Genomic DNA, 22,758 nt, shown 5'->3' with positions numbered 1-22,758 from the left:
GACGCCGAGCCCGAGCGCGTCCGGGACGCCGAGCCCGAGCGCGTCCGGGACGCCGAGCCCGAGCCCGCCCGGGACGCCGAGCCCGAGCGGGTCGCCCAGCCCGTAGCGTTGCCGAGCCGCGGCGCCGTACCGTCGCTGACCCAGCCGGAGCGCGCTGAGCCTGTCGAAGCGCGAGCACCCGGTGGTCGCACGGAACGCTCGCACCGGCGTGGTCGCCCCCCGACGCGACCGCACCGTCCGCCGCCGGGCGACGGCGGCCGATCAGCCCCGGGTCATCCCGTAGACGTGCTCGCCGCGGACCGTCAGCACCTGGCGCCGCTCGGCGACCATGGCACGGGCGTAGTCGTCCCAGTCGGGGTGCTCCCGGCCGCTGACGTCGCGGTAGAGCTGGACCAGCTGGCGCACCCCCTCGTCGTCGGGGTGCTCGGCCACCGGTCCCAGCTCGGCGGTGCCCTCCAGCACCGCGTAGGACCAGAAGTCGTCGCTGCTGACGTGCAACGACACCCGCGGGTCCCGGGCGGCGTTGCGGGTCTTGGCCCGGTCGGCGGTGACGGAGATGCGCGCGGTGGCGGTCGCGGCGTCGAAGGCGTGCATCACGTTGGACAGCTGGGGACGGCCGTTGCGGCGCAGCGTCACCAGCACGCTCTTGGAGGACTGGTCGAGAAGCGACAGCAGGGCGGGATCGAGATCGGTCACGTTCTGGCAACACCGTCGTCACCGCCGCTAGTCCCCCTGCCCACCGGGCCCCGGAGGTCCTAGGGTCGTGCCAGGCGCCCCGGCGCCTGCCCGACCCACCCCCGACGAGGCCGCATGATGACCCATCCCGAGCTGGTCCCCGACCGTCCCGCCACCGAGGACGTCCTCGGCCGCCTGCACTCCGTGGCGGGCGACATCCGGCTGGTGCGCGCCAGACGGGAGCACGTGCCGGCGATCGCGCGGCTGCTGGCCGACGACGAGATCGCCGTCGACCGCGAGGACGCCGGCGAGGAGGAGGCCTACCGCAAGGCCTTCGACGCCGTCGACGCCGACCCGCGCCAGCTGCAGGTGGCGGGGCTGGTGGGCGACGAGCCGGTGGTCACCCTGCAGATCGTCTTCATCCCCGGGCTGTCGCGGCGCGGCGCGCTGCGGGCGCAGCTGGAGGCGGTCCGGGTCGCCGAGCCGCTGCGCGGCACCGGGATCGGCACCGCGGTCTTCCAGTGGGCCATCGAGTACGCCCGCGAGCGCGGCGCCACCCTGCTGCAGCTGACCACCGACCGCCGCCGGGCCGAGGCGCACCACTTCTACGAGCGGCTGGGCTTCGTCGACAGCCACCTGGGGTTCAAGCTCGAGCTCTGAGCCCGGCCGTCGCCCGGTCCGAGGCGCGAGATGTTCACCTCGGCAGCGCCGGGGGTTCACCGGCGGGCGGTGGGCTGTCGCCGCACACGTCGAGCGAGCGGAGACACCCATGCGCACCCGTCCTCGGGCCACCCGGATCGGCACCCTGTCGGCCGCCGCGGTGCTGGCCTGCACCTGCCTCGCGGCGCTGCCCGCGCAGGCCGACCTGGTCGCCGAGCCGATCAGCAGCAGCGCCGACGGCGCCGCCTTCGAGCTGACCCCGATCGGGCAGTACCAGACCGGCACCATCGACGAGGGCGCCTCGGAGATCGTGGCCCACCACCCGGCCACGCAGCGGGTGCTCGTGGTCAACGCGGCCCAGGGCTCGGTCGACGTCCTCGACGTGTCCGACCCCACCACGCCGACGAAGGTGGGCGAGCTGGACGCCACCCCGGTCACCGCCGACGGCGCCTCGGCCAACTCGGTCGCGGTGCGCGCGGACGGCCTGGTCGCCGTGGCTGTGGAGGCCCCGGAGAAGACCGAGACCGGCTGGGTCGTCTTCTTCGACGCCGCCGGCGACGGCGAGCCGCTCGGCGTGGTCGAGGCCGGCGCGCTGCCCGACATGGTGACGATCGCCCCCGATGGCGGCTACGCGCTGGTCGCCAACGAGGGCGAGCCGGCCGAGGACTACTCCGTCGACCCCGAGGGCACCATCAGCGTGGTCGCGCTGCCCGACGACCTGGAGGCCCCCGGTCAGGACGACGTCCGCACCGCCGACTTCGCCGACGTCACGCTGCCCGACGGGCTGCACCTGGCCGGCCCCACCGCCGACGGCGCCGACCCGGTGCTGGCGCTGCTGGAGCCGGAGTACATCACCGTCGCCGGTGAGACGGCCTACGTCAGCCTGCAGGACAACAACGCGATGGCCGTGCTGGACGTGGAGAGCGCCGAGGTCACCGACGTCTGGGCCCTCGGCGTCCAGGACCGCCGTGAGGTGCCCGCCGACGTCTCCGACGAGGACGGCCCCGACGGCGAGGGCGCGATCGACATCGCCACCCACCCGGTCAGCTCGATGTTCCAGCCCGACTCGATCAGCTCCTACACCGTCGACGGCGAGACCTACCTGGTGACCGCCAACGAGGGCGACTCCCGCGACTGGGAGGGCTATTCGGAGGAGGCGCGGATCTCCGACCTCGGCGAGGACGGCCTGCCGCCGCTGTGCGAGGACTCCGAGGCGGCCGCGGTCGCCGACGAGATCGCCCGGCTCACCATCTCCACCGCCGCCGGGCTGAGCGAGGACGGCAGCTGCATCGCCGAGCCGACCGGGTTCGGCGGACGCTCCTTCAGCATCCTCGACTCCGACGGCGACCGGGTCTTCGACTCCGCCGACGCCTTCGAGCAGATCACCGCCACCGCTGTCCCGGAGTTCTTCAACTCCAACCACTCCGAGTCCGCCCTCGACGGCCGCTCCGACGACAAGGGCCCCGAGCCGGAGGCGATCACCGTCGGTGAGCTGGACGGCCGCGTGTACGCCTTCGTCGGCTTCGAGCGGATCGGCGGCGTCGCCGTCTTCGACGTGACCGAGCCGACCGCGGCCGCGTTCGTCACCTACGTCAACAACCGCGACTTCTCGGTCTCGGTGGAGGACGACCCGGACGGGCTGGCGCAGGCCGGCGACCTCGGCCCGGAGAGCGTGGTGTTCATCGCGGCGGAGAGCTCGCCCACCGGTGAGCCGCTGCTGGCCGTCGGCAACGAGGTGTCCGGCACCACCACCCTGTTCGCGCTCGACCTGGCCGGAGAGCCCTCGCCGAGCCCGACCCCGGAGCCGACGCCGCAGCCCACCGCCACGCCGGAGCCCCTGCCGACGCCCGAGCCGACCCCCACCGCGGAGCCGACGCCCACCGCCGAGCCGACGGCCACCGGCGAGCCGACGGCCTCGCCGTCCGCCGACCCGGTCGGTGCGGGCGACGACTCCGACGACCAGGGCTCCGACAGCGACGACCTGGCCGACACCGGTCTGCCGACCGGCACCCTGGCCGCCTTCGGGCTCGCGCTGATCGCGCTGGCCGGCTCGGCCGCCCTGCTGGGCCGGCTGCGCTCCTGAACGGTCGTCCGGGCCGCCGTCCCCCGAGGCGGCCCGGGCGGGCCCTCCGGTGGCTTGCCTCTGCGCCGGGAGGTCCACGATGCGTCCACAGCTCTACGACACCCGCGGTGACCCGCTCGACCTCGCCGCCGACGAGACGGGAGTCCTGGCCGAGCGGGTGGCCCGGCTGCCCGGCTTCCTCGCCGAGGTGCTCACCGACCTGGCCGGCGTCGACGGCGGGGACGCGGGCTGGTGGTCGGCATCGACGACCTCGACCTCGTCGACCCTGAGGAGGTCGGAGGTGCAAGGCGACGCCACCCCAGCGCCCTGAGCCTGTCGAAGGGCGAGGACCCTCCGACCGGCTCGGGCGCGTGGTCAGCCCGGGCCGTCGGAGCCGGCGGCGTACTCCTCCAGGGGCACCTTGCCCGAGCGCCACGCCTCCTGCACCGGGGCGAGGATCTCCCAGCAGCGCTCGGCGGCGTCGCCGCGCACCGAGAGGCGGGCGTCGCCGCCGAAGACCGCGCGCAGCACCTCTCCGTACGGCTCCATCCGGGGCTCGCCCAGCCGCCCGGTCAGCGCGGTCCGCTCGAGCCCGAACGGGTCGCCGCGGCCGCTGGTGGTCAGCTCCCAGCGCAGGTCGCCGGTGCGGAGGTCGACGACGAGCACCTCCGGGCCGGGGTCGCCGCTCAGCCCGGGCAGCCGGTGGGCCGGTGGCCGCAGGGTGACCCGCAGCTCCGAGCGGTCCGCGCCGAGCGCCTTCCCGCTGCGCAGCCGGAACGGGACGCCGGTCCAGCGCCCGGTCGCCACCTGCACCGTCAGCTCGGCCAGCGTCTCGGTCTCCAGCGAGGGGTCGACGCCGTCCTCGTCGACGTAGGACGGCAGCTGCCGCCCGTCGACGCTGCCCTCGGTGTAGCGGGCCCGCCGGCTGCTGGCGACCGCGTCGCCGTCCCACACCGAGGTGGCCCGGAGTGCGGCCGCGGTCTGGTCGCGCAGCTCGCGGGAGGTCAGCGCGGCCGGCGGCTCCATCGCGACCACGGCCAGCACCTGCAGCAGGTGGCTCTGGACCATGTCGACCAGCGCGCCGGTGCCGTCGTAGAACCCGGCCCGGCCTTCCAGCCCGAGGGTCTCGTCCCAGACGATGTCGACCGACTCGACGTGGTCGCGGTGCCACAGCGGCGCCAGCGCCCGGCTCGCCAACCGCAGTGACAGCAGGGTCCACAGCGAGGGCAGTCCGAGGAAGTGGTCGACGCGGTGGATGTCCTCCTCGTCGACCAGCGCGCGCATCCGCTCGTTGAGCGCGGCCGCGCTGTCGCGGTCGGTGCCGAACGGCTTCTCCGCGACCAGCCTCAGCCCGTCGGGCAGGTCGAGCCCGGCCAGCACCGCGCAGCAGTCGATCGTCACGCTCGGCGGCAGCGCGAAGTACAGCGCGGTGCGCCCCTCCGCGCCGTCGAGCAGCCGGCGCAGGTCGTCGGCGTCGGTGGCGTCCGTCGTCGCCCAGCGGGCGTGCTCGAGCAGGTACCGCCCGGCCGGGGTGTCGCGGACGTCCTCGGGGACGCCGTCGCGAACCAGCTCGGTGAACTCGTCGTCGTCCCAGGGCCGGCGGCCGGCACCGACCAGCGTCACCCGCAGCCCGGGGGAGTCGGCGAGCAGGCTCGCCAGCCCCGGGAGCAGCAGCCGGGCGAAGAGGTCGCCGCCGGCGCCGAGCACGGCCAGCGTGACGGTGTCCTCCGGTGGGGCGTCGGTGTCCCGGGAGCCGCCCGCCATCAGGATCCCTGGGAGACCGAGCCGGCGTGCTGGGCGGCGCCGTGGTGCAGCGCCTCCAGCAGGGCGTTGTTGAAGTCGGGGATGTCGCCGGGGTTGCGGCTGGTGATGAGGTTGTCGCTGACCACCACCGCCTCGTCGACCCACTCACCGCCCGCGTTGCGGATGTCGGTGCGCAGGCTCGGCCAGGACGTGAGCCGGCGGCCCTTGAGCACGTCCGCCTCGACCAGGGTCCACGGGGCGTGGCAGATCGCGGCAACCGGCTTGCCCGACTCCACGAACTCGCGGGCGAAGGAGACGGCATCGGTGTCCAGGCGCAGCGCGTCCGGGTTGGCCACCCCGCCGGGCAGCACGAGCGCGTCGTAGTCGGACAGCTGCGCGTCGGCGACGGTGACGTCCACCTCGCGGGTCTCGGACTTGTCCAGGTGCTCGAAGAGCTGCACGGTCCCCGGCTCGGGGCTGATCAGGACGGCCCGGTGCCCGGCGTCGGTGACGGCCTGCCACGGCTCGGTCAGCTCGGCTGCCTCGATGCCCTCGCTCGCGACGAGGAAGGCCACGGTCTTCTGCTCAGTGCTCATGCCCCCACTCTGCCCGGGTCCCGACGGACCCAAACGACCGCCCCGGGGACGGGCCGGCCTCCGGTGGAACACTCCGCTGCGTCGTCGCAGCCGGCTGCTCCACGAGACGCCGTACCGGGGTGTCGGGGCGGTGAACAGTGACCGGACAGCGGTCGACCGCGCTGGCCAGACGGCGGTGCATCCGGTGGACTGGGGAGGGTGACCACCTCCCTGCGCACCCGGGCCGCCGTCACCGCCGGCGTCGCCCTGCTGACCCTGACCACGCTGCCCGCCGCCCACGCCACCGCCGCCGATCGCGCGTTCGACCTGCAGGCCCACCGCGGCGGCATCGGGCTGACCACCGAGAGCACCCGCGAGGCCTTCGCCAAGGCGCTGCAGCTGGGAGTCACCACCCTCGAGCTCGACACCCAGGTGACCGAGGACGACCACGTCGTCGTCACCCACGACCGCCAGATCTCGGCCACCAAGTGCCGCGACACCGCGCCGGTCACCCCGGGCGACCCCGAGTTCCCCTACGTCGGGAAGTACATCACCAACCTGACGCTGGAGCAGGTGCAGACGGTGGACTGCGGGTTCCAGCCCGCACCCGGCCACCCCGACCAGGAGGTGGTCGAGGGCGCCCGGATGATCGAGCTCTGGGAGGTCTTCGAGGTCGTCCGCCAGCACGGCGCCGACGACGTGATGCTCAACATCGAGACCAAGGTCGAGGCCGGCGCCCCGCGCCAGACCGCGCCCCGCGGTCGCTTCGTGCGGGCGGTCGCCTCGGAGATCCACCGCTCCGGGATGTCAGACCAGGTCACCGTGCAGTCCTTCGACTGGGGTGCGCTCGACCTGATGAACGCCATCGCCCCCGAGCTGCCGCTGGTGGCGCTGACCAACGGCCAGCAGTTCCTCCAGGCCGGCCAGCCCGGACGCTCGCGCTGGCTGGGCGGGCGCGACGTCGACGACTTCGGCGGCGACTGGATCGCCGCGGCCGCGACCATCCCCGGGCTGACCGCGGTGTCGCCGGTGCAGGGCGACCCGCAGGGCGGCGCGATCGACGACCCGGACTTCGTCCCCTTCACCACCCGGGAGGTCGTCGAGTCGGCCCACGCCCGCGGGCTCGAGGTGATCCCGTGGACGGTCGACGACCCGGCCACCATGGACCACTTCATCGACCTCGGCGTCGACGGCATCATCACCGACTACCCGGACCGGCTGCGCACCGTGATGGCCGAGAACGGCCTGCCGCTGCCGAAGGCCTACCCCGCCCCCTGACCGGCACCGCCCACCCCACCCCGGCACACACCTTCGTGCACCGGCACCCCTGCTGCAGCGTGGGTGGCGGTGCACGAAGGTGTGTGAAGTGGCGCTGGGACGGCGTGACCGGATCGTTGCCCCGCCGGCCCTTGACCCTCGCACAGCCTCCTCCCTACATTCATTGAAACGTTTCTGTGCGGAGGTACACGATGAGGTGTTCACCGAAGACGGGGGCCGGAGCGGTCGCAGCCATCTCGCTGCTCCTGGCCTCGACAGCCTGCCAGGCGGGCGACCTGACCAGCACCACGGGCGACGCCGAGACCACGATCACGTTCCTGTCCGGCAGCGAGCCCACCGACGTGGCGCTGACCGAGGGCGTGGTCGAGGCCTTCGAGGCGGCCAACCCCGATGTCGCGATCCAGATCGAGACCCGCCCCGGCGGCTCGGAGGGCGACAACCTGATCAAGACCCGGCTGGCCACCGAGGACATGCCGGAGCTGTTCGAGTACAACTCGGGCTCGCTGTTCCAGGCCCTCAACCCGACCCAGAGCCTGACCCCGATGTCGGACCAGCCCTGGGTGGCCGAGCTGACGGAGAACTTCGCCCCGACGGTCACCGCCGAGGGCCAGGTCTACGGCGCCCCCTGGGGTGCCGGCAGCGGCGGCGGCGTGATGTACAACGCGGCCGTCTACGAGGAGCTCGGGCTGGAGATCCCGCGCACCTGGGACCAGTTCATGGCCAACAACGAGGAGATCAAGGCGGCCGGCAAGACCGCCGTCGTCCAGGCCTACGGCACCACCTGGACGTCCCAGCTGTTCGTGCTGGCCGACTACCACAACGTCGAGGCCGAGAGCCCGGGCTGGGCCGAGCAGTACACCGCCAACCAGGTCAAGTACGCCGACCCGCCCGCGCTCGACGGGTTCACCCACATCGAGGAGGTGCGGGAGGCCGGTTACATCAACGAGGACGCCGGTTCCACCACCCTCGACGAGGCGCTGGCGATGATCGCCACCGGCGAAGGTGTGCACTTCCCGATCCTCAGCTGGACGCTGGAGTCGCTGGCCCAGAACAACCCCGACGCGGTCGACGACATCGGCTTCTTCGCCCTGCCCGGTGAGGACGAGGCGAACTACGGGCTGACCGAGTGGCAGCCGGGTGGTCTCTACATCCCGGCCACCGCCACCGGTCCCGAGCTCGAGGCCGCGCAGCGGTTCGTCGCCTTCGTCGCCAGCCAGGATGGCTGCACGGCGATGTCGGAGTCGGCCTTCCCCGGTGGTGCCTACGGCATGCGGAACTGCACGGTGCCGGACTCGGTGCCGCGCGGGATCAAGGACGTCGTCGCCTACTCCGAGGAGGGCAACTCCACCCCGGCGCTGGAGTTCGTCTCCCCGGTCAAGGGCCCGGCGCTGGAGCAGATCTGCATCGAGGTCGGCACCGGCACCCGCAGCGCCGCCGACGCGGCCGCGCTGTACGACGAGGACGTCAAGAAGCAGGCCGAGCAGCTCGGTCTGCCGGGCTGGTGATCCCGCCCCGCTGACGACCCGCGGCGCCCGTCCCTCCCCGGGCGGGCGCCGCGTCGTGTCCCAGCCTCAGGTGCTCGGTGGCCGGTCGTCCTCGAGCAGCGCCTCGACGGCGCGCCAGGCCCCGGTGGCGGCCTGGTCGTCCTCCCCGAGCGAGGAGGCGCACGTCGCCAGGCTCTTCCACAGCGCCCAGCCCCGACCCCGCGCCCAGGTGGCGTCGTCGACCCCCAGCCGGTCGCGGAACGCCTCCCGGCCGGCGGGGCCCAGCACCGTCCAGGCGATCGCCAGGTCGCACGACGGGTCGCCGACCCCGCAGGTGCCGAAGTCGATGACGGCCGCGAGCCGCCCGCCCTCGAGCAGCAGGTTGCCCTCGGCGACGTCGCCGTGGAACCACCGCGGGACGCCGTCCCAGGACGCCGCCAGCGCCGACGCCCAGACGTCACGGGCCCGCTCGGTGTCGAGGTGGCCGTGCAGCGTCTGCAGGGCGTCCTGGGTGAACGGGTCGAAGGTGCGCAGGGACCCGCCGCGGAACCAGCAGTGGGTGCCCGGTGCGGGCCCGTCGGCCGGGTCGACCCGTTGCAGTGCGAGCAGGAAGTCGGCGAGGTCGACGGCGAGCCCGACCGGGTCGGTGACGCGGTCGGCGTCCGCGGTCTGCCCGTCCAGCCAGCGGTAGACCGACCAGGCGAACGGGTAGCCCTGGCCCGGTCGTCCCCGTCCCAGCGGGGTGGAGACGGGCACGGGGAGCTGGGGGGCGAGCCGGGGCAGCCAGCGGTGCTCCTTCTCGACCGCCAGCGCGTACTCGGCCGCCGTGGGCAGGCGCACCGACATCTCGCGGCCGAGGTGGAACGTGTGGTTGTCCCACCCGCCGTGCTCGACCGGCTGGACGGGCAGGTGCGCCCACTGCGGGAACTGCTCGGCCACGAGCGCCCGCACCAGCGGGGTGTCCACGGCCACGCGGCGGGGGGCGGGCCCGAACTCGAACACCTCGCTCATGGCGCCGCCCGGGCGCGGCGCACCACCCGGTCCGTCCACACGCCTGCACCCCTCATGCGGCCGAGGCTAGCCCGACCCGTCGGCGTCGGGACGTTCCCGCCCGCGAGCGGTCAGGCGGGCCAGCTGAGGCGGGTGGACGCGGTCAGCTCCTCGCGCTGACCGTCCGGGCGCTCGGCGAGGGCGGTGACACCCGCGGGCAGCGTCACGTCGACCTGGACCTCCGCGCCGGAGAGCTCCCATGCCACCTCGACCCGGCCCCGCGGGGTCTCCAGCGCGGTGCTCGCCGAGGTCAGCCCGCCCCCCGGACGGGGCGCCACCAGCACCCGGCGGTAGCCGGGCTCCAGCGGCGCCAGCCCGCCGACCACCCGGTGCAGCCAGTCGGCCACCGCGCCGAACGCGTAGTGGTTGAAGCTGGTCATCTGGCCCGGGTTGATGGTGCCGTCGGGCAGCATCGAGTCCCACCGCTCCCAGATGGTCGTGGCGCCCATGGTCACGGGGTAGAGCCAGGACGGGTTCTCGGTCTGCAGCAGCAGCCGGTAGGCGACGTCGAGGTGGCCGGTGCGGGTGAGCGCGTCGCAGACGAACGGCGTCCCGGCGAACCCGGTGGCCACCCGGTGGTCGTTCTCGGCGGCCAGCTCGGCCAGCCGCGCGCCGGCGGCCGTCTCGTCCGACGGCTCGAGCAGGCCGAAGCAGATGGCCAGCGCGTAGACGGTCGGGCAGTCCGAGGTCACCACGCCGTCGCTGACGTAGTGCCGCTGGAACGCGGTGCGCAGGTCGTCGGCCAGCCGGCCGAACTCCGCCGCGTCGTCGGTGCGGCCCAGCAGCTCGGCGGTCTGGCGGAGCAGGTCGACGCTGCGGTAGTAGCAGGCGGTCGCCACCACACCGGGGTCGGCCTTGGCCCGGAACGGGTCGTCCGGCGGGGCGGTGGGGTCGAGCCAGTCGGCGAACTGGAAGCCGGTGTCCCACAGCCCGTTCTCCGACAGCAGCCCGCGGACGTGGCGGACGTGACCGGTCATCGTCGGGTAGCAGCGCTCGAGCACGTCCAGGTCCCCGTAGCCCTGCCAGAGCGCCCACGGCACCCACACCGCGGCGTCGCTCCACAGGCAGGTGCTGTTGCGGTCCCGACCCGGACGCGGCGCCTCGTACTTGAGCACGTCGGGCACCACGAACGGGACGATGCCGTCGTTGTGGGACGCCTCGGCCTCGACGTCGGCCATCCAGTCCAGCAGGAAGCCCTGCACGTCGAACAGGAAGGTCGCGGTGGGCACGAAGGCGGCGATGTCACCGGTCCAGCCGAGGCGCTCGTCGCGCTGGGGGCAGTCGGTGGGCAGGTCGAGGAAGTTGCCCTTCTGGCTCCACACCACGTTGTCGTGCAGCTGGTTGACCCGCTCGTCGGAGCAGCGGAAGTGGCCCAGCCGGCGCAGGTCGGAGTGCACCACGACGGCGGTCAGGTCCTCGGGCCGCAGCTCACCCGGCCAGCCGTTCACCTCGGCGTAGCGGAACCCGTGGAAGGTGAAGGTCGGCTCGACCTCCTCGACCTCCCCGGAGCAGACGAAGGTGTCGGTCGCGCGGGCCGAGCGCAGCGGACGGGTGCCCAGCTCCTCGTGCTCGAGCACCTCGGCGTGCCGGATGGTGATCTCGGTGCCGGCCGGGCCGGACAGCCGGACGCGGATCCAGCCGGCGAGGTTCTGCCCGAAGTCGACCAGGGTGCGCCCGCTCGGGGAGGTCCAGATGCGCTGCGGGGAGAGCTCCTCGTGCCGACGCACCTGCGGGCCGAGGTAGGGCGTCAGCAGCGCGTGGTCGAAGGCCATGGTGGTGGCCGGCTGCCAGCCGTCGGGGTCGGCCCACGGGTCGGCCGGACGCCGCCGGGTGTCGATGTGCTGGCCGTCGTACAGGTCGTTGGCCAGCGTGCGGGACGGCCCGGACTCCCAGCCCTCACCGGTCACCAGGTGCTGGCGGTGGCCGTCGGCGAACTCCACCTCGAGGTCGGCGATGACGCCGAGCCGGTCGCTGTAGACGTCCTTCAGCCCGCGGGAGCCGAGCCGGCCGCGGGCCCAGCCGTTGCCCACCGCGAAGCCCAGCACCGCGCCGTCGCGGACCAGCGCGGTGACGTCGTCGTCGGTGTGGCGCAGCCGCCACTCGTAGCTGGACCACCCCGGGCTGAGCACCGCCTCGCTGACCGGCTGGCCGTCGATGCGGGCCTCGAAGACCCCGTACGCGCTGGCCCGCAGCCGGGCGCTGCGGACGTCCCCGTGCCCGGGGTCGAGCGTGAGCGTGGTGCGGAACAGCGGGGCCGGGTCGGTGGGGTCGGCCGCGGTGATCATCTGGGCGTCGGTGCTGAGCCCGTCGGACATCGTTGTCTCCTCGGTTGCTTGAACGATTCAAGAGCCCAGCACACGCCGCGTCCGACCGTCAAGGCTGGACGCCGGCCGTCCCGCACTCCGCGACCACCTCCCGTCCCCGCCCGGCCCCGCCCCCGCGAGAAGCGCCGGAGCGGGCCAGGGGGTGTGGCAGGTGTGGCAGGGTCTTGACAGCAGGCCGTGCCGCGATAAGTTCCGTGGAACGATTCAAGTCCCGTTGTCACCGTCGACAGAGGGGGCCGTCAGTGTCGGCATCTCAGGTCCGGACACCACCCGTCCTGCGCACCGCGACGTCTTCATCGCGCCGCGGGGTCAGCTACCGGGACCGCGTCTACCCGCTGTGGTTCTACGTCGTGCCCGCGATCCTCTACCTGGTCCTGTTCATCGTGCCGACGGTCTCGTCGTTCTACTTCGCCTTCACCCGCTGGGACCTGCGGGAGGCGGAGTGGATCGGCTGGGACAACTTCGCCCGGTTCTTCGCCGAGCCGTCGCTGGTGCAGGGCCTGTGGCACACCCTCGTCTACGCCGTCATCACCTCCGGTGCGAAGGTGGTGCTCGGGCTGCCCCTGGCGGTGCTGCTCACCTCCGGCATCATCGGCCGCACGTTCCTGCGCTCGGTGCTCTTCTTCCCGGTGCTGGTCAGCACCATCGGCGTCGGCATCACCTTCACCGCGCTGATGGACGACGAGGGCCTCATCAACTCCGTGCTCGGCCTGTTCGGGATCGACGGCGTGCTGTGGCTGGCCGACCCCGCGTTGGCGCTGTACTCGGTGGCGCTGGTCGACATCTGGAAGGGCATCGGGCTCGCCACGCTGATCTACATCGCCGGCATCCTGGCCATCCCGCACGAGTACTTCGAGGCGGCCCGGGTGGACGGCGCCGGACGGCTGCAGCAGTTCTTCACCATCATCCTGCCGCTCTCGCGACCGGCCACCGCGACCGTCATCATCCTGTCCCTGATCGGCGGCCTGCGCTCCTTCGACCTCATCTGGGCGATGACCCGCGGCGGTCCCGGGTTCGCCTCCGACGTCATCGCCTCGGTGATCTACAAGCAGTACCAGGCCGGCTTCTACGGGCTCTCCACCGCCGGCAACGTGGTGCTCTTCCTGGTCGTCACCGCGATCGCGCTGCCGCTCAACTGGTTCCTCACCCGACGGGAGGTCGATCTGTGAACCGCCCGCTGCGGGTCGTGCTCTCGGTGCTCGTGCTGGCCGTGTTCGCAGTGGTGTTCATCGTGCCGTTCGTCTTCATCGCGCTGACCGCGATCAAGACGCCGGCGGAGTCGTCGCTGCTGCAGTTCAGCTGGCCCACCGAGGTCGCCCTGGTGCAGAACTTCGTCGAGGTGCTGCAGACCCGGGAGTACCTGCTGGTCATCGCCTTCATCAACTCCACCGTGCTGACGGTGGTCTCGGTGGCGCTGATGGTCATCCTCTCGGCGATGACCGCCTTCGTCTGGCAGCGCCGGCCGGGACGCAGCGGACCGATCATCCAGCTGATCGTGCTGTCGGGGCTCATCATCCCGCCGGCGGTGGTGCCCACCATCTGGGTGCTGCAGGCGCTCGGGCTGTTCCGCACCATGCCGGGGCTGATCCTCATCGAGGTGGTGTTCGGGCTGTCGTTCTCGACCCTGCTGTTCCGGGCCTTCATCGCCACCATCCCCAAGGACCTGGACGAGGCGGCGATCGTGGACGGGGCCGGCCCGCTGCGGCTGTTCTTCCGGATCGTCTTCCCGCTGCTGCGTCCCGTCGCGGTGACCGTCATCGTGGTGCAGTCGGTCAACGTGTTCAACGACTTCGTCAACCCGCTGTACTTCCTGCCCTCGCACCCGACGGTGCAGCTGACCCTCTACAACTTCCAGAGCCAGTACCTGACCCAGAACAACCTGCTGTTCATGAACATCCTGCTCATCACCATCCCGCCGCTGATCATGTTCCTGGTGTTCAACCGGCAGATGGTGGCGGGGATGACGTCGGGGGCGATCAAGGGCTGACCGCCGCGCCCCGCTCCACACACCTTCGTGCGACGGCGCACACGCTGCAGCAGGTGTGGCGCCGCGCGAAGGTGTGTGAGGTGGCCGGTCCGGAGTGGGTGGAGGCGGCCGACGGGTGGTCAGTCGGTGGTGCTGGCGGCGTCCTCGACCTCGCCGACCAGCTCCTCGATGATGTCCTCGAGGAAGAGGACGCCGGTGGGCTCGCCCTCGGCGTCCAGGCAGGTCGCGAGGTGGCTGTACTCGCGCCGCATCACCGCCAGCGCGTCCTCCAGCTCGGCATCGCGGGAGACCGGGCTGAGGGTGCGGATCCGGCTCGTCGGCACCGGCTCGTCGCGGCGGGAGTCGGTGGTGAGGTCGAGGACGTCCTTGAGGTGCAGGTAGCCGGCCGGCGAGCCGTCGGTGTCGGTGACCACGTAGCGGGAGAAGCCGTGCTCGGCGACCGCCCGCTGCAGCTGCGCCGGGGTGACGTCGGAGGGCAGCAGCACCAGCGAGTCCAACGGGACCTCGACGTCGGCGACGGACTTCTCGGTGAACTCGAAGGCGTTGCTCAGCGTGCCGGTGGTGTCGGTGAGGGTGCCCTCCCGGGTCGACTGCTCGACGATGGTGGCCACCTCCTCCAGCGTGTAGGTGCTCTGCGCCTCGTCCTTGGGCTCGACCCGGAACAGCCGCAGGACGGCGTTGGCGGCGCCGTTGAGCAGCCAGATCACCGGGCGGACCAGCCGGGAGAACAACACCAGCGGCGGGGCCAGCAGCAGCGCCGCCCGGGTGGGCAGGGAGAACGACAGGTTCTTCGGCACCATCTCGCCGAACACCACGTGCAGGAAGGTCACCAGCAGCAGGGCGATGACGAAGGCGATCGCGCTGATCGCCTCCTCCGGCAGCGGGGTCGCCCCGAGCGGGTACTCCAGCAGGTGGTGGATCGCCGGCTCGGAGACGTTGAGGATCAGCAGCGAGCAGATGGTGATGCCGAGCTGGCTGGTGGCCAGCATGAGGGTGGCGTGCTCCATCGCCCACAGCGTGGTGCGGGCCGCGCTCTGGCCCTGCTCGGCCCGCGGCTCGATCTGGGAACGGCGCGCGGAGATGACGGCGAACTCCGCGCCGACGAAGAAGGCGTTGGCCAGCAGCAGCACGAAGAGCGCGACCAGCCCGGGCACGTACTCAGACATCCTCGCCCTCCGTCCGCGTCGGGGCCGTGGCGTTGGCGCCGTCGGGGTCGGGGTCGACCTCGATGAACCTCAGCCGCTCCACCGTGGGCCCGTCCAGCCGTTCGACCCGCAGGACGCCCTGGCGCACCCGCACCTCGTCGCCCACCTCGGGCAGCCGGTCGAGGACGTCGATGACGAACCCGCCGACCGTCTCGTACTCGTCGTCGTCGGGGACGTCGATGCCGGTGCGCTCCAGCAGCTCGTCGGGGCGCAGCCGGGCGTTGAAGACGACCGAGCCGTCGCGGTGGCGGACCAGCCCGATCCGGGCCCGGTCGTGCTCGTCCTCCAGCTCACCGACGAGCTCCTCGACCAGGTCCTCCAGGGTGACGATGCCGGCGGTGCCGCCGTACTCGTCGGTGACGACGGCGATCTGGAACCCGGCGGTGCGCAGCAGCCCGAGCAGCCGCTCCACGCCCATCAGCTCCGGCACGCGCAGCGGCTCCACCATCAGGCTGCGGACGCTGGTCCGCCCGAGCTGGTCGGGGTCGAGGCCGAAGGCGGCCTTGACGTGCACCACCCCGACGATGTCGTCGACGTCCTCCCCGATCACCGGGAAGCGGGAGTAGCCGGTCTGGCGGGCCAGGTCGATGATGGCGCGGGCGTCGTCGTCGACCGACAGCTTGGCCATCTGCACCCGCGGGGTCATCACCTCCCCGGCGGAGTGGTCGGTGAAGCGCAGCGTCCGGCTGAGCAGGGTGGCGTGGTCGGCGTCCAGCTGGCCCTCGCGCGCAGAGCGCCGCACCAGCGAGGACAGCTCCTCCGCGCTGCGGGCGCCGGAGAGCTCCTCCTTCGGCTCGATGCCCATCGAGCGGATCACCGCGTTGGCGGTGCCGTTGAACAGCAGCACCAGCGGCTTGAACACGGTGGTGAAGGCGATCTGGAACGGCACCACCAGCTTGGCGGTGTGCAGCGGCAGCGCCAGCGCGAAGTTCTTGGGCACCAGCTCACCGATGAGCATCGACAGCAGGGTGGCCAGACCGACGCCGACGACCATGCCGATGACGGGCAGTGCGGCGTCGGGGAGGGGGGTGGTGGTCAGCGGACGCTCCAGCAGCCGGCTCATCGCCGGCTCGAAGGTGTAGCCGGTGAGCAGCGTGGTCAGCGTGATCCCGAGCTGGGCGCTGGAGAGGTGGGTGGAGGTGGTCCGCAGCGCCCCGATGGTCGGGCCGAGCCGCTTCTCACCACGGGACTGGCGGGCCTCGAGCTCACCGCGGTCGAGGTTGACCAGCGAGAACTCCGAGGCGACGAAGAGCCCGGTGCCGATGGTCAGCACGATGCCGACACCGAGCATGAGGAGGTCGAAGGTCACCGTGGGCCGTCCGTCGACGGGTCGGAGGGAGCCCCGGGGTGGGGCTGCGGACTCGGAGGATCATCCATGGTCCAGGGATCCTACCGAGGCAGCCGCACCGACCGGAGAAGGCACCGGGGCCCCGTCCGTGGTGGACGGGGCCCCGGTGCGGTGCTGGGTGTGTGTCAGGCCTGGAAGCCGACGTTCTCCCAGCGGACGGTGTTCAGGCCGAACGCGCCGTAGTTGGCGAGGTTGGTCTTGGCGGCCACGATCTCCGGACGCTGGTACAGCGGGAGGGTGGACACCTCCTCCCACATCAGCCGGGCGGCCTCGTTGGCCAGGGTGGTGCGCTCGGTCGGGTCGACGGTGGTGTCGACCAGGTCGGCCAGCTCGTCGATCCGCTCGTTGGACAGGTTGCCGAAGTTCGACTCGCCACCGGTGACGTAGATCTGGCGGAACTGGTACGGGTAGGGCGTCCCGATCCAGGAGAAGGCGAAGATCTCGAACTCACCGGCGGTGAGCTTGTCGATCCAGTTGTCCTGGGTGGCGTCGACGATGTTCACCTGGACGCCGATCTCGGCGAGCTGGGCCTGCGCCTGCAGCGCCTCGTTCTCCGAGACGGGGACGCCGACGATCTGGCCGAAGTCGACCTCGAGCGGCTCGCCGTCCTTCTCGCGGACGGTCGCCCCCTCGGGCAGCGTCCACCCGGCCTCCTCCAGCTTCTGGCGGGCGGCGTCGGGGTTGTAGTCGATGCCGGTCTCGGCGGCCATGTCGACGAACTGCTCCTGCGAGGCCAGGAAGATGTTGTTGTTCAGCGGCTCCACCGGCACGTCGATGCCGGCCATGTCGGACTGGCCGATCGACTGGCGGTCCAGGCCCATCACGATGGCCTGGCGGACGGCCTGGTCGGTGAGCACACCGGCCTCGTGGTTGAAGGTGAAGTGGCGGAAGTTCGGGCCCAGCGCGCTGCGGACGTCGCCCTCGGCGTACCCGCTGGCCTTCTGGAAGGCGTCGGGGTCGGGCCCGATCTCGAAGGAGTCGAGCTCGCCGTTGATGTAGGCGTTGGCCTGGGCGTCGGCGGAGATGACGCGGATCTGGATCTCGTCCAGCAGCGGGGCGTCACCCCACCAGGTGTCGTTGGGCACCAGCGTCAGCACCTGCTGGGTCTCGTCGTAGGTGCCGACCTCGAACGGGCCCGACATCCAGTCGCCGATCTGGGTGACGTCGGCCCAGCCCTCGTTGAAGGTGGCCGGGTCGGCCAGGCCCTCGGCGCGGTAGAGGGAGGAGAACGGCTGGGTCCAGTCCGGGTACGGGCCGGAGAAGGTGACCACCACCTCCTGCTCGGTCGCGCCCTGCTCGACCGACTCGATCTGGTCGTAGCCCTGGTTGGTGGCGCACTGGAACTCGGTGTTCTCGCCGTTGCAGGCCTGCCACATCGCCTCGAAGTCGTCGACGCCCAGCGGCTCGCCGTCGTTCCAGACCGCGGCCGGGTTCAGCGTGAAGTTGACCACCGTCGGGTCCTCCGAGCTCAGCTCGGCCGACTCCAGGTACAGCGGGTTGGGCTCGGGCTCACCGGAGTCGGGCACCACGAAGAGGTTGGGGAACAGCGCCTCGGAGATGTCGGCGTAGTCCGCCTCGTTGCCGTTGACGTTGAACGGGTTCCAGTAGACGAACTCGGTGATCGGGATGCGCAGCGTGCCGCCCTGCTGCAGCTCCTCGCGCGGCACCGAGTTGAGGTCGACCGCGCCGATCCCGGACTCCTCCGGTGCGGTGCCGCCGCCCTGGTCGGTGGGCGCGGGTGGTTCGGTGCTACCGCAGGCCGCGGTCAGCAGCAGGGCCGCCGTGGCCGGCAACGCAAGGAGCTTGCGTGACTTCACTGTTCCTCCAGAGGAATGGTCGTGCGGGAGACTTCTCGCAGTTGAGGGTGACCCTAAGCCGGATCGAGTGGCCGTGGGTGCGGTGGGCGGTTACAGGCTGACAACAATGCGTCCGGGCAGCGGGTTCAGGCCCGGAAGTCGACGTGGCGGTCCACGTCGTTGAAGTGGCAGGCCGAGGTGTGGTCGGTGCCGACGGCGAGCAGCACCGGCGACTCCTCCACGCAGCGGCGCTGGTCGGCCTCGCTGAGCGCGGGTTTGCGCGGGCAGCGGGTGCGGAACCGGCAGCCCGAGGGCGGGTTCGCCGGGCTGGGCAGGTCGCCGGTGAGCAGGATCCGCTCCCGGGTGCGCTCGGTCTGGGGGTCGGGGATCGGGATCGCCGAGAGCAGCGCCTGGGTGTAGGGGTGGCGCGGGTGGTCGTAGACCTCGTCGACCTCGCCCTGCTCCACGATCCGGCCCAGGTACATCACCGCCACCCGGTCGGCGATGTGACGGATCACCGCCAGGTCGTGGGCCACGAAGAGGTAGGACAGGCCCAGCTCGGCCTTGAGCTCGTCGAGCAGGTTGATGACGCCGGCCTGGATGGAGACGTCCAGGGCCGAGACCGGCTCGTCCAGCACCAGCAGCCGCGGCTTCAGCGCGAGCGCCCGGGCGATGCCGATGCGCTGGCGCTGCCCGCCGGAGAACTGCCCGGGGTAGCGGTTGACGTGGGCCGGGTCGAGCCCGACGGTGGCCATCAGCTCCTCCACCCGGGCGCTGGTGTCGGCCTTGGACCAGCGGTGGGCGTGCAGCGGCTCGGCGATGAGGTCGAACACCGTCATCCGCGGGTCGAGGGAGGCCATCGGGTCCTGGAAGACCACCTGCAGGTCGCGGCGCAGCGCCTTGCGCGCCTTCCCCCGCAGCTCGGCCGGGTTCTGGCCGAGGACGGTGATCAGCCCCTCGGTCGGCGGGACGAAGTTGAGCACCTCCATCAGGGTGGTCGACTTGCCGGAGCCGGACTCACCGACCAGGCCGAGGGTCTCGCCCTCCTTGAGGTCGAGGTCGATGCCGTCGACGGCGTAGACGGTGCCGACCCGGCGGCGGAAGACCGAACCCTTCATCAGCGGGTAGTGCCGCTTGAGCCCGGAGATGTCGAGGACGGTCTCGCGCTCCTCCCGCGGCAGCCGCTCCAGCGCACCGGGGGCGTGCTCGCCGACGGGGAAGATGTCGGCGTAGCCCAGCCCGTCGCGGATCACCCGGTCGGCGAGGTGGCAGGCCGCCGAGTGCGCCGGGGCGTGCGGCACCAGGGCGGGCTCGACCTCGCGGCACTGGTCCTCCGCCAGCGGGCAGCGCGGTGCGAAGGGGCAGCCCGGTGGCAGCGAGACCACCGAGGGCGGGTTGCCCTCCACGGTGGCCAGCGGCTGCTTCTCCCCGGCGTCCAGCCGCGGCACCGAGCCGAGCAGGCCGATGGTGTAGGGCATGTGCGGGCGGTAGTAGATGTCGTCCACCGAGCCCTGCTCGACCGGGCGTCCGGCGTACATCACCGTCACCCGGTCGGCGATCCCGGCCACCACGCCGAGGTCGTGGGTGATCATGATGACGGCCGCGCCGGTCTCGCGCTGGGCCCGCTTGAGCACCTCCAGCACCTGGGCCTGGATGGTGACGTCGAGGGCGGTGGTGGGCTCGTCGGCGATGATGACGTCGGGGTCGTTGGCGACCGCCATCGCGATCATCGCCCGCTGCCGCATGCCGCCGGAGAACTCGTGGGGGAAGGAGCGCACCCGCGACTGCGGGTTGGGGATGCCGACGAGGTCGAGCAGCTCGACGGCCTCCTTCCAGGCCTGCGCCGCGCTGACGTCGCGGTGCAGCCGGATCGCCTCGACGATCTGGTCGCCGATCGTGTACACCGGGGTGAGCGCCGACAGCGGGTCCTGGAAGACCATCGACATCGCCTTGCCGCGCAGTCTCGACAGCTGCTCGTCGGTGCGTCCGAGCAGCTCCTCACCGTGCAGCCGGACCGAGCCGGTGATCCGGGCCGAGGAGGGGTGCAGCCCCATGATCGCCAGCGAGGTGACCGACTTGCCCGAGCCGGACTCGCCGACGATGGCCATCGTCTCCCCGGCGCGGAGGTCGAAGTCGAGCCCGCGGACGGCCTTCACCTCACCGGCCTCGCTGGGGAAGGTGACGTGCAGGTCGCGGACGCTGAGGACGACCTCGCCGGCCGCGGTGCGGCGCGCGGCGGGGTGGTCCTCGGTCGTGGCGGAGCCCGACGGTTGGGTCGGGGTCGTCCGGACGGTGGGTCGGGTGACCATCAGGCGCGGCCTCCTGAGCCGGAGTTGGGGTCGAGGGCGTCGCGCAGGCCGTCACCGACCGCGTTCACCGAGAGGACGAGCAGGACGACGATGACGGCGGCGGGCACGAACAGCCACGGGAAGGTGGTGGCCTGCCGGGCCCCGGTGCCGAGCAGCGCGCCGAGGGAGGTGTCGGGGGCCTTGATGCCGAAGCCGAAGAACGACAGCGAGGTCTCGGCGAGGATCGCGCCGGCCACGTTGAGGGTGGCGTCGATGATCAGCAGGGAGCTGATGTTGGGCAGGATGTGGCGGAGGATGACGACCGGCGCCGGGATGCCCATGAACCTCGCCGCCTGGACGTACTCCCGCTCCTTCACCGACAGCGTCAGCGAGCGCACCACCCGGGCGGCCAGCATCCAGCCGAACACGGTGAGCAGCACCACCAGCAGGATCCACTGGGGCAGCAGCAGCACCGCGCGGTCGAAGAAGGACTGGTTGGAGCCGCCGCGGTTGGCCGAGCTGATGATGGCGATGATGAGGAAGGACGGCACCACCAGCAGCAGGTCGATGATCCACAGCGCGACCCGCTCGAACCAGCCACCGAAGTAGGCCGCGAACGAGCCGATGATGGCGGCGATGCCGGTGGAGAAGACGGCGACCAGCAGACCGATCAGCAGCGACTTCTGCAGCCCGCGCATGGTGAGGGCGAAGACGTCCTGGCCGCTCTGGGTGGTGCCGAAGGGGTGGCGGGAGTCCGGCGGCTGGAGGAAGGCGTAGCGGTCGACCTGGTCGTAGTCCCAGGCCGAGAGCAGCGGGCCGAAGGCGGCGAGGAAGCCGAGCGCGAGGATGAGCACGGCGCCGACGACGGCGGTCTTGTTGCGCAGGAAGCGCCGCAGCACCAGCCGGCGGCGGGTGATCCGGCGCTGCACCGGCGCACCACCACCGCCCCCGGCGCCGGGGACGGCGGGCTCGAGGACCTCGGGGTTCACGACGGACATCGGCGTCTCCTCAGCTCACGCGGACGCGGGGGTCGAGGGCCGCGACCATGAGGTCGGCCAGGGTGGCGCCGACCAGCACGCACACCCCGCCGAAGGCGGCGACCGCGACGGCGCCGTGGACGTCCTGGCCCTGGATGGTGGTGATGGCGAACTCGCCCATGCCGTGGAAGTTGAACAGCACCTCCACGAACGTCGAGCCGAGGAAGAGGGTGGCGACGCTGAACGCGAAGTAGGTGCCGGTGGGGATCAGCGAGGTGCGCAGCGCGTGCTTCATCACGGCCTTCCCCTGGCGCAACCCCTTGGCCCGCGCTGTCCGCACGAAGTCCGAGCCCAGCGCGTCCAGCATGAGGTTGCGCTGGATCCGGCTGAAGAACGCGGCCTGGCTGAGCACCAGGACGAGGGTCGGCAGCAGCAGGTGCTGCAGCCGGTCCACCAGCCACGCGCCGGGGTAGCTGCCGACCGAGCCGGTCTCGCCGATGTACTCGAACACCCGGATGCCGGTGACGTCGTTCCAGGTGGTGGCCAGCACCTGGATGATGCTGATGAGCACGAAGACCGGCACCGAGAAGATCGCCAGCGCGCCGAAGGTGGTGACCCGGTCGCTGATCTTGTACTGGCGGGTGGCGGTCCAGGCGCCGAGCACCACGCCGAGGGTGATGCCGCCGAGGATGCCGATGGTGATGAGCCGGATGCTCACGCCGATCCGGCGGCCGATCTCCTCGCTGACGTCACCGGCCTGGCGGGGCTGCTCGCCCCACTCCCAGCCGGTGACGATCCCGGTCAGCCAGGTCCAGTACCGCTCGAGCAGCGGCACGTTGTCGCTGAGGTTCTTGGCGCGCAGCGAGGCCTCGATGGTCTCGGCGGGCAGCGGCGGGTTGGCCAGCTCCCACAGCACCCGCGGGTTGAGCTGGCTGGCGGCCAGGAAGTAGGTGAGGCTGACGGCGACGAAGAGCAGGATGGCGTAGTTCAGCAACCGCCGCAGGATGTATCTACCCATGGGTGGCTGGCGCGTCCTCTCTCCGTGGCCTCCGGTGGCCCGATCGCGGACAACCTAAGCGACGCCCTCCCCGGTTCCCAAGCCGCCGTGTGACCGCCCGGTAACGATTCAGCCCGGCTCGGCGTCGGGACCGGCGGCGGTCGCGGGTGCCGGGTGGGGCCGCAGCGCCGCGTCGCGGTAGCCCTGGGCGCGCAGCACGTCGGTGAAGACGGACGCCGCCCGCCCGGGCTCGGCGGCCGCGGCGACGAACCCGTCGGGGCGCACCAGCAGCCACCGTCCGGCGTCCAG

The 22,758-nt window shown here is 72.1% G+C and carries 20 protein-coding genes; 7 read left to right on the top strand and 13 right to left on the bottom strand.

What is annotated here, in order from left to right; translation table 11 throughout:
* Together DVA66_RS21510 and DVA66_RS03680 are read right to left on the bottom strand one after the other, a co-directional pair.
* Positions 1 to 204: hypothetical protein (locus DVA66_RS21510; protein ID WP_232821734.1), on the bottom strand; the 204-nt coding region annotated here is incomplete at its 3' end.
* 57 nt (positions 205 to 261) lie between these two features.
* Positions 262 to 696, bottom strand: a complete 435-nt coding sequence (locus DVA66_RS03680) for a PPOX class F420-dependent oxidoreductase (RefSeq protein WP_114558828.1) — start codon at positions 694 to 696, stop codon at positions 262 to 264.
* 117 nt (positions 697 to 813) lie between these two features.
* On the opposite strand from DVA66_RS03680, the gene DVA66_RS03675 reads away from it, so the two are divergent.
* The 3 genes from DVA66_RS03675 to DVA66_RS03665 all read left to right on the top strand — a co-directional run bounded on the left by DVA66_RS03675 (position 814) and on the right by DVA66_RS03665 (position 3,728).
* Positions 814 to 1,335, top strand: coding sequence for a GNAT family N-acetyltransferase (locus DVA66_RS03675; protein WP_198671452.1), 522 nt, complete (start codon positions 814 to 816; stop codon positions 1,333 to 1,335).
* Between the two features lie 109 nt (positions 1,336 to 1,444).
* A complete protein-coding gene (locus DVA66_RS03670) occupies positions 1,445 to 3,418 on the top strand; it encodes a choice-of-anchor I family protein (protein WP_198671450.1) in 1,974 nt (657 codons plus the stop codon).
* A 79-nt stretch (positions 3,419 to 3,497) separates the two neighbouring features.
* The gene (locus DVA66_RS03665; RefSeq protein ID WP_114558827.1) at positions 3,498 to 3,728 is read left to right on the top strand and encodes a hypothetical protein; all 231 of its coding nucleotides are present in this window, start codon (positions 3,498 to 3,500) and stop codon (positions 3,726 to 3,728) included.
* Positions 3,729 to 3,772: 44 nt separating this feature from the next.
* Here the strand turns inward: DVA66_RS03665 and DVA66_RS03660 are convergent, their stop codons facing one another.
* Positions 3,773 to 5,161, bottom strand: a complete 1,389-nt coding sequence (locus tag DVA66_RS03660) for a glucose-6-phosphate dehydrogenase (protein WP_114558826.1) — start codon at positions 5,159 to 5,161, stop codon at positions 3,773 to 3,775.
* Positions 5,161 to 5,736, bottom strand: a complete 576-nt coding sequence (locus DVA66_RS03655; RefSeq protein ID WP_114558825.1) for a type 1 glutamine amidotransferase domain-containing protein — start codon at positions 5,734 to 5,736, stop codon at positions 5,161 to 5,163. Before DVA66_RS03655 ends, DVA66_RS03660 begins: the two co-directional genes overlap by 1 nt.
* Before the next feature lie 198 nt (positions 5,737 to 5,934).
* On the opposite strand from DVA66_RS03655, the gene DVA66_RS03650 reads away from it, so the two are divergent.
* Together DVA66_RS03650 and DVA66_RS03645 are read left to right on the top strand one after the other, a co-directional pair.
* Positions 5,935 to 6,993 (top strand): glycerophosphodiester phosphodiesterase family protein, encoded by a 1,059-nt coding sequence (locus DVA66_RS03650; protein ID WP_232821733.1) that lies wholly within the window; start codon positions 5,935 to 5,937, stop codon positions 6,991 to 6,993.
* Between the two features lie 191 nt (positions 6,994 to 7,184).
* Positions 7,185 to 8,498, top strand: coding sequence for an ABC transporter substrate-binding protein (locus DVA66_RS03645; RefSeq protein WP_114558823.1), 1,314 nt, complete (start codon positions 7,185 to 7,187; stop codon positions 8,496 to 8,498).
* A 66-nt stretch (positions 8,499 to 8,564) separates the two neighbouring features.
* On the opposite strand, the gene DVA66_RS03640 is transcribed toward DVA66_RS03645, so the two are convergent.
* Positions 8,565 to 9,488: an aminoglycoside phosphotransferase family protein gene (locus DVA66_RS03640; RefSeq protein WP_114558822.1), complete on the bottom strand. Its 924-nt coding sequence runs from the start codon at positions 9,486 to 9,488 to the stop codon at positions 8,565 to 8,567.
* A 110-nt stretch (positions 9,489 to 9,598) separates the two neighbouring features.
* On the bottom strand, positions 9,599 to 11,842 hold the full coding sequence (locus tag DVA66_RS03635) for an alpha-L-rhamnosidase (RefSeq protein ID WP_232821732.1): 2,244 nt from the start codon (positions 11,840 to 11,842) through the stop codon (positions 9,599 to 9,601).
* A gap of 251 nt (positions 11,843 to 12,093) precedes the next feature.
* On the opposite strand from DVA66_RS03635, the gene DVA66_RS03630 reads away from it, so the two are divergent.
* Positions 12,094 to 13,020: a carbohydrate ABC transporter permease gene (locus tag DVA66_RS03630; protein WP_198671449.1), complete on the top strand. Its 927-nt coding sequence runs from the start codon at positions 12,094 to 12,096 to the stop codon at positions 13,018 to 13,020.
* On the top strand, positions 13,017 to 13,838 hold the full coding sequence (locus tag DVA66_RS03625) for a carbohydrate ABC transporter permease (RefSeq protein ID WP_114558821.1): 822 nt from the start codon (positions 13,017 to 13,019) through the stop codon (positions 13,836 to 13,838). The genes DVA66_RS03630 and DVA66_RS03625 overlap by 4 nt, the downstream gene beginning before the upstream one ends.
* Before the next feature lie 119 nt (positions 13,839 to 13,957).
* Here DVA66_RS03625 and DVA66_RS03620 read toward each other — a convergent pair whose 3' ends face one another.
* From DVA66_RS03620 to DVA66_RS03590, 7 genes are all read right to left on the bottom strand, one after another.
* Positions 13,958 to 15,004 (bottom strand): hemolysin family protein, encoded by a 1,047-nt coding sequence (locus DVA66_RS03620; protein ID WP_114558820.1) that lies wholly within the window; start codon positions 15,002 to 15,004, stop codon positions 13,958 to 13,960.
* Entirely contained in the window at positions 14,997 to 16,352 is a 1,356-nt protein-coding gene (locus DVA66_RS03615; protein WP_198671448.1) for a hemolysin family protein, read from the bottom strand. The genes DVA66_RS03620 and DVA66_RS03615 overlap by 8 nt, the downstream gene beginning before the upstream one ends.
* 164 nt (positions 16,353 to 16,516) lie before the next feature.
* Positions 16,517 to 18,184 carry an ABC transporter family substrate-binding protein gene (locus tag DVA66_RS03610; RefSeq protein ID WP_157973815.1) on the bottom strand — a complete coding sequence of 556 codons (1,668 nt, stop codon included), beginning with the start codon at positions 18,182 to 18,184 and terminating at the stop codon, positions 16,517 to 16,519.
* Between the two features lie 149 nt (positions 18,185 to 18,333).
* Positions 18,334 to 20,496 carry an ABC transporter ATP-binding protein gene (locus tag DVA66_RS03605; RefSeq protein ID WP_114558818.1) on the bottom strand — a complete coding sequence of 721 codons (2,163 nt, stop codon included), beginning with the start codon at positions 20,494 to 20,496 and terminating at the stop codon, positions 18,334 to 18,336.
* Entirely contained in the window at positions 20,496 to 21,473 is a 978-nt protein-coding gene (locus DVA66_RS03600; RefSeq protein ID WP_114558817.1) for an ABC transporter permease, read from the bottom strand. Before DVA66_RS03600 ends, DVA66_RS03605 begins: the two co-directional genes overlap by 1 nt.
* 10 nt (positions 21,474 to 21,483) lie before the next feature.
* Positions 21,484 to 22,470 (bottom strand): ABC transporter permease, encoded by a 987-nt coding sequence (locus DVA66_RS03595; RefSeq protein ID WP_114558816.1) that lies wholly within the window; start codon positions 22,468 to 22,470, stop codon positions 21,484 to 21,486.
* Between the two features lie 108 nt (positions 22,471 to 22,578).
* A partial coding sequence (locus tag DVA66_RS03590) for a hypothetical protein (RefSeq protein ID WP_198671447.1) occupies positions 22,579 to 22,758 on the bottom strand: 180 nt, incomplete at its 5' end.

Origin of the sequence: Desertihabitans aurantiacus (assembly GCF_003344635.1) — a bacterium.
Classification (GTDB): Bacteria; Actinomycetota; Actinomycetes; order Propionibacteriales; family Propionibacteriaceae; genus Desertihabitans; species Desertihabitans aurantiacus.
Note: the sequence above shows the minus strand (reverse complement) of the source record. Positions and strands in the feature narration are given on the sequence as shown.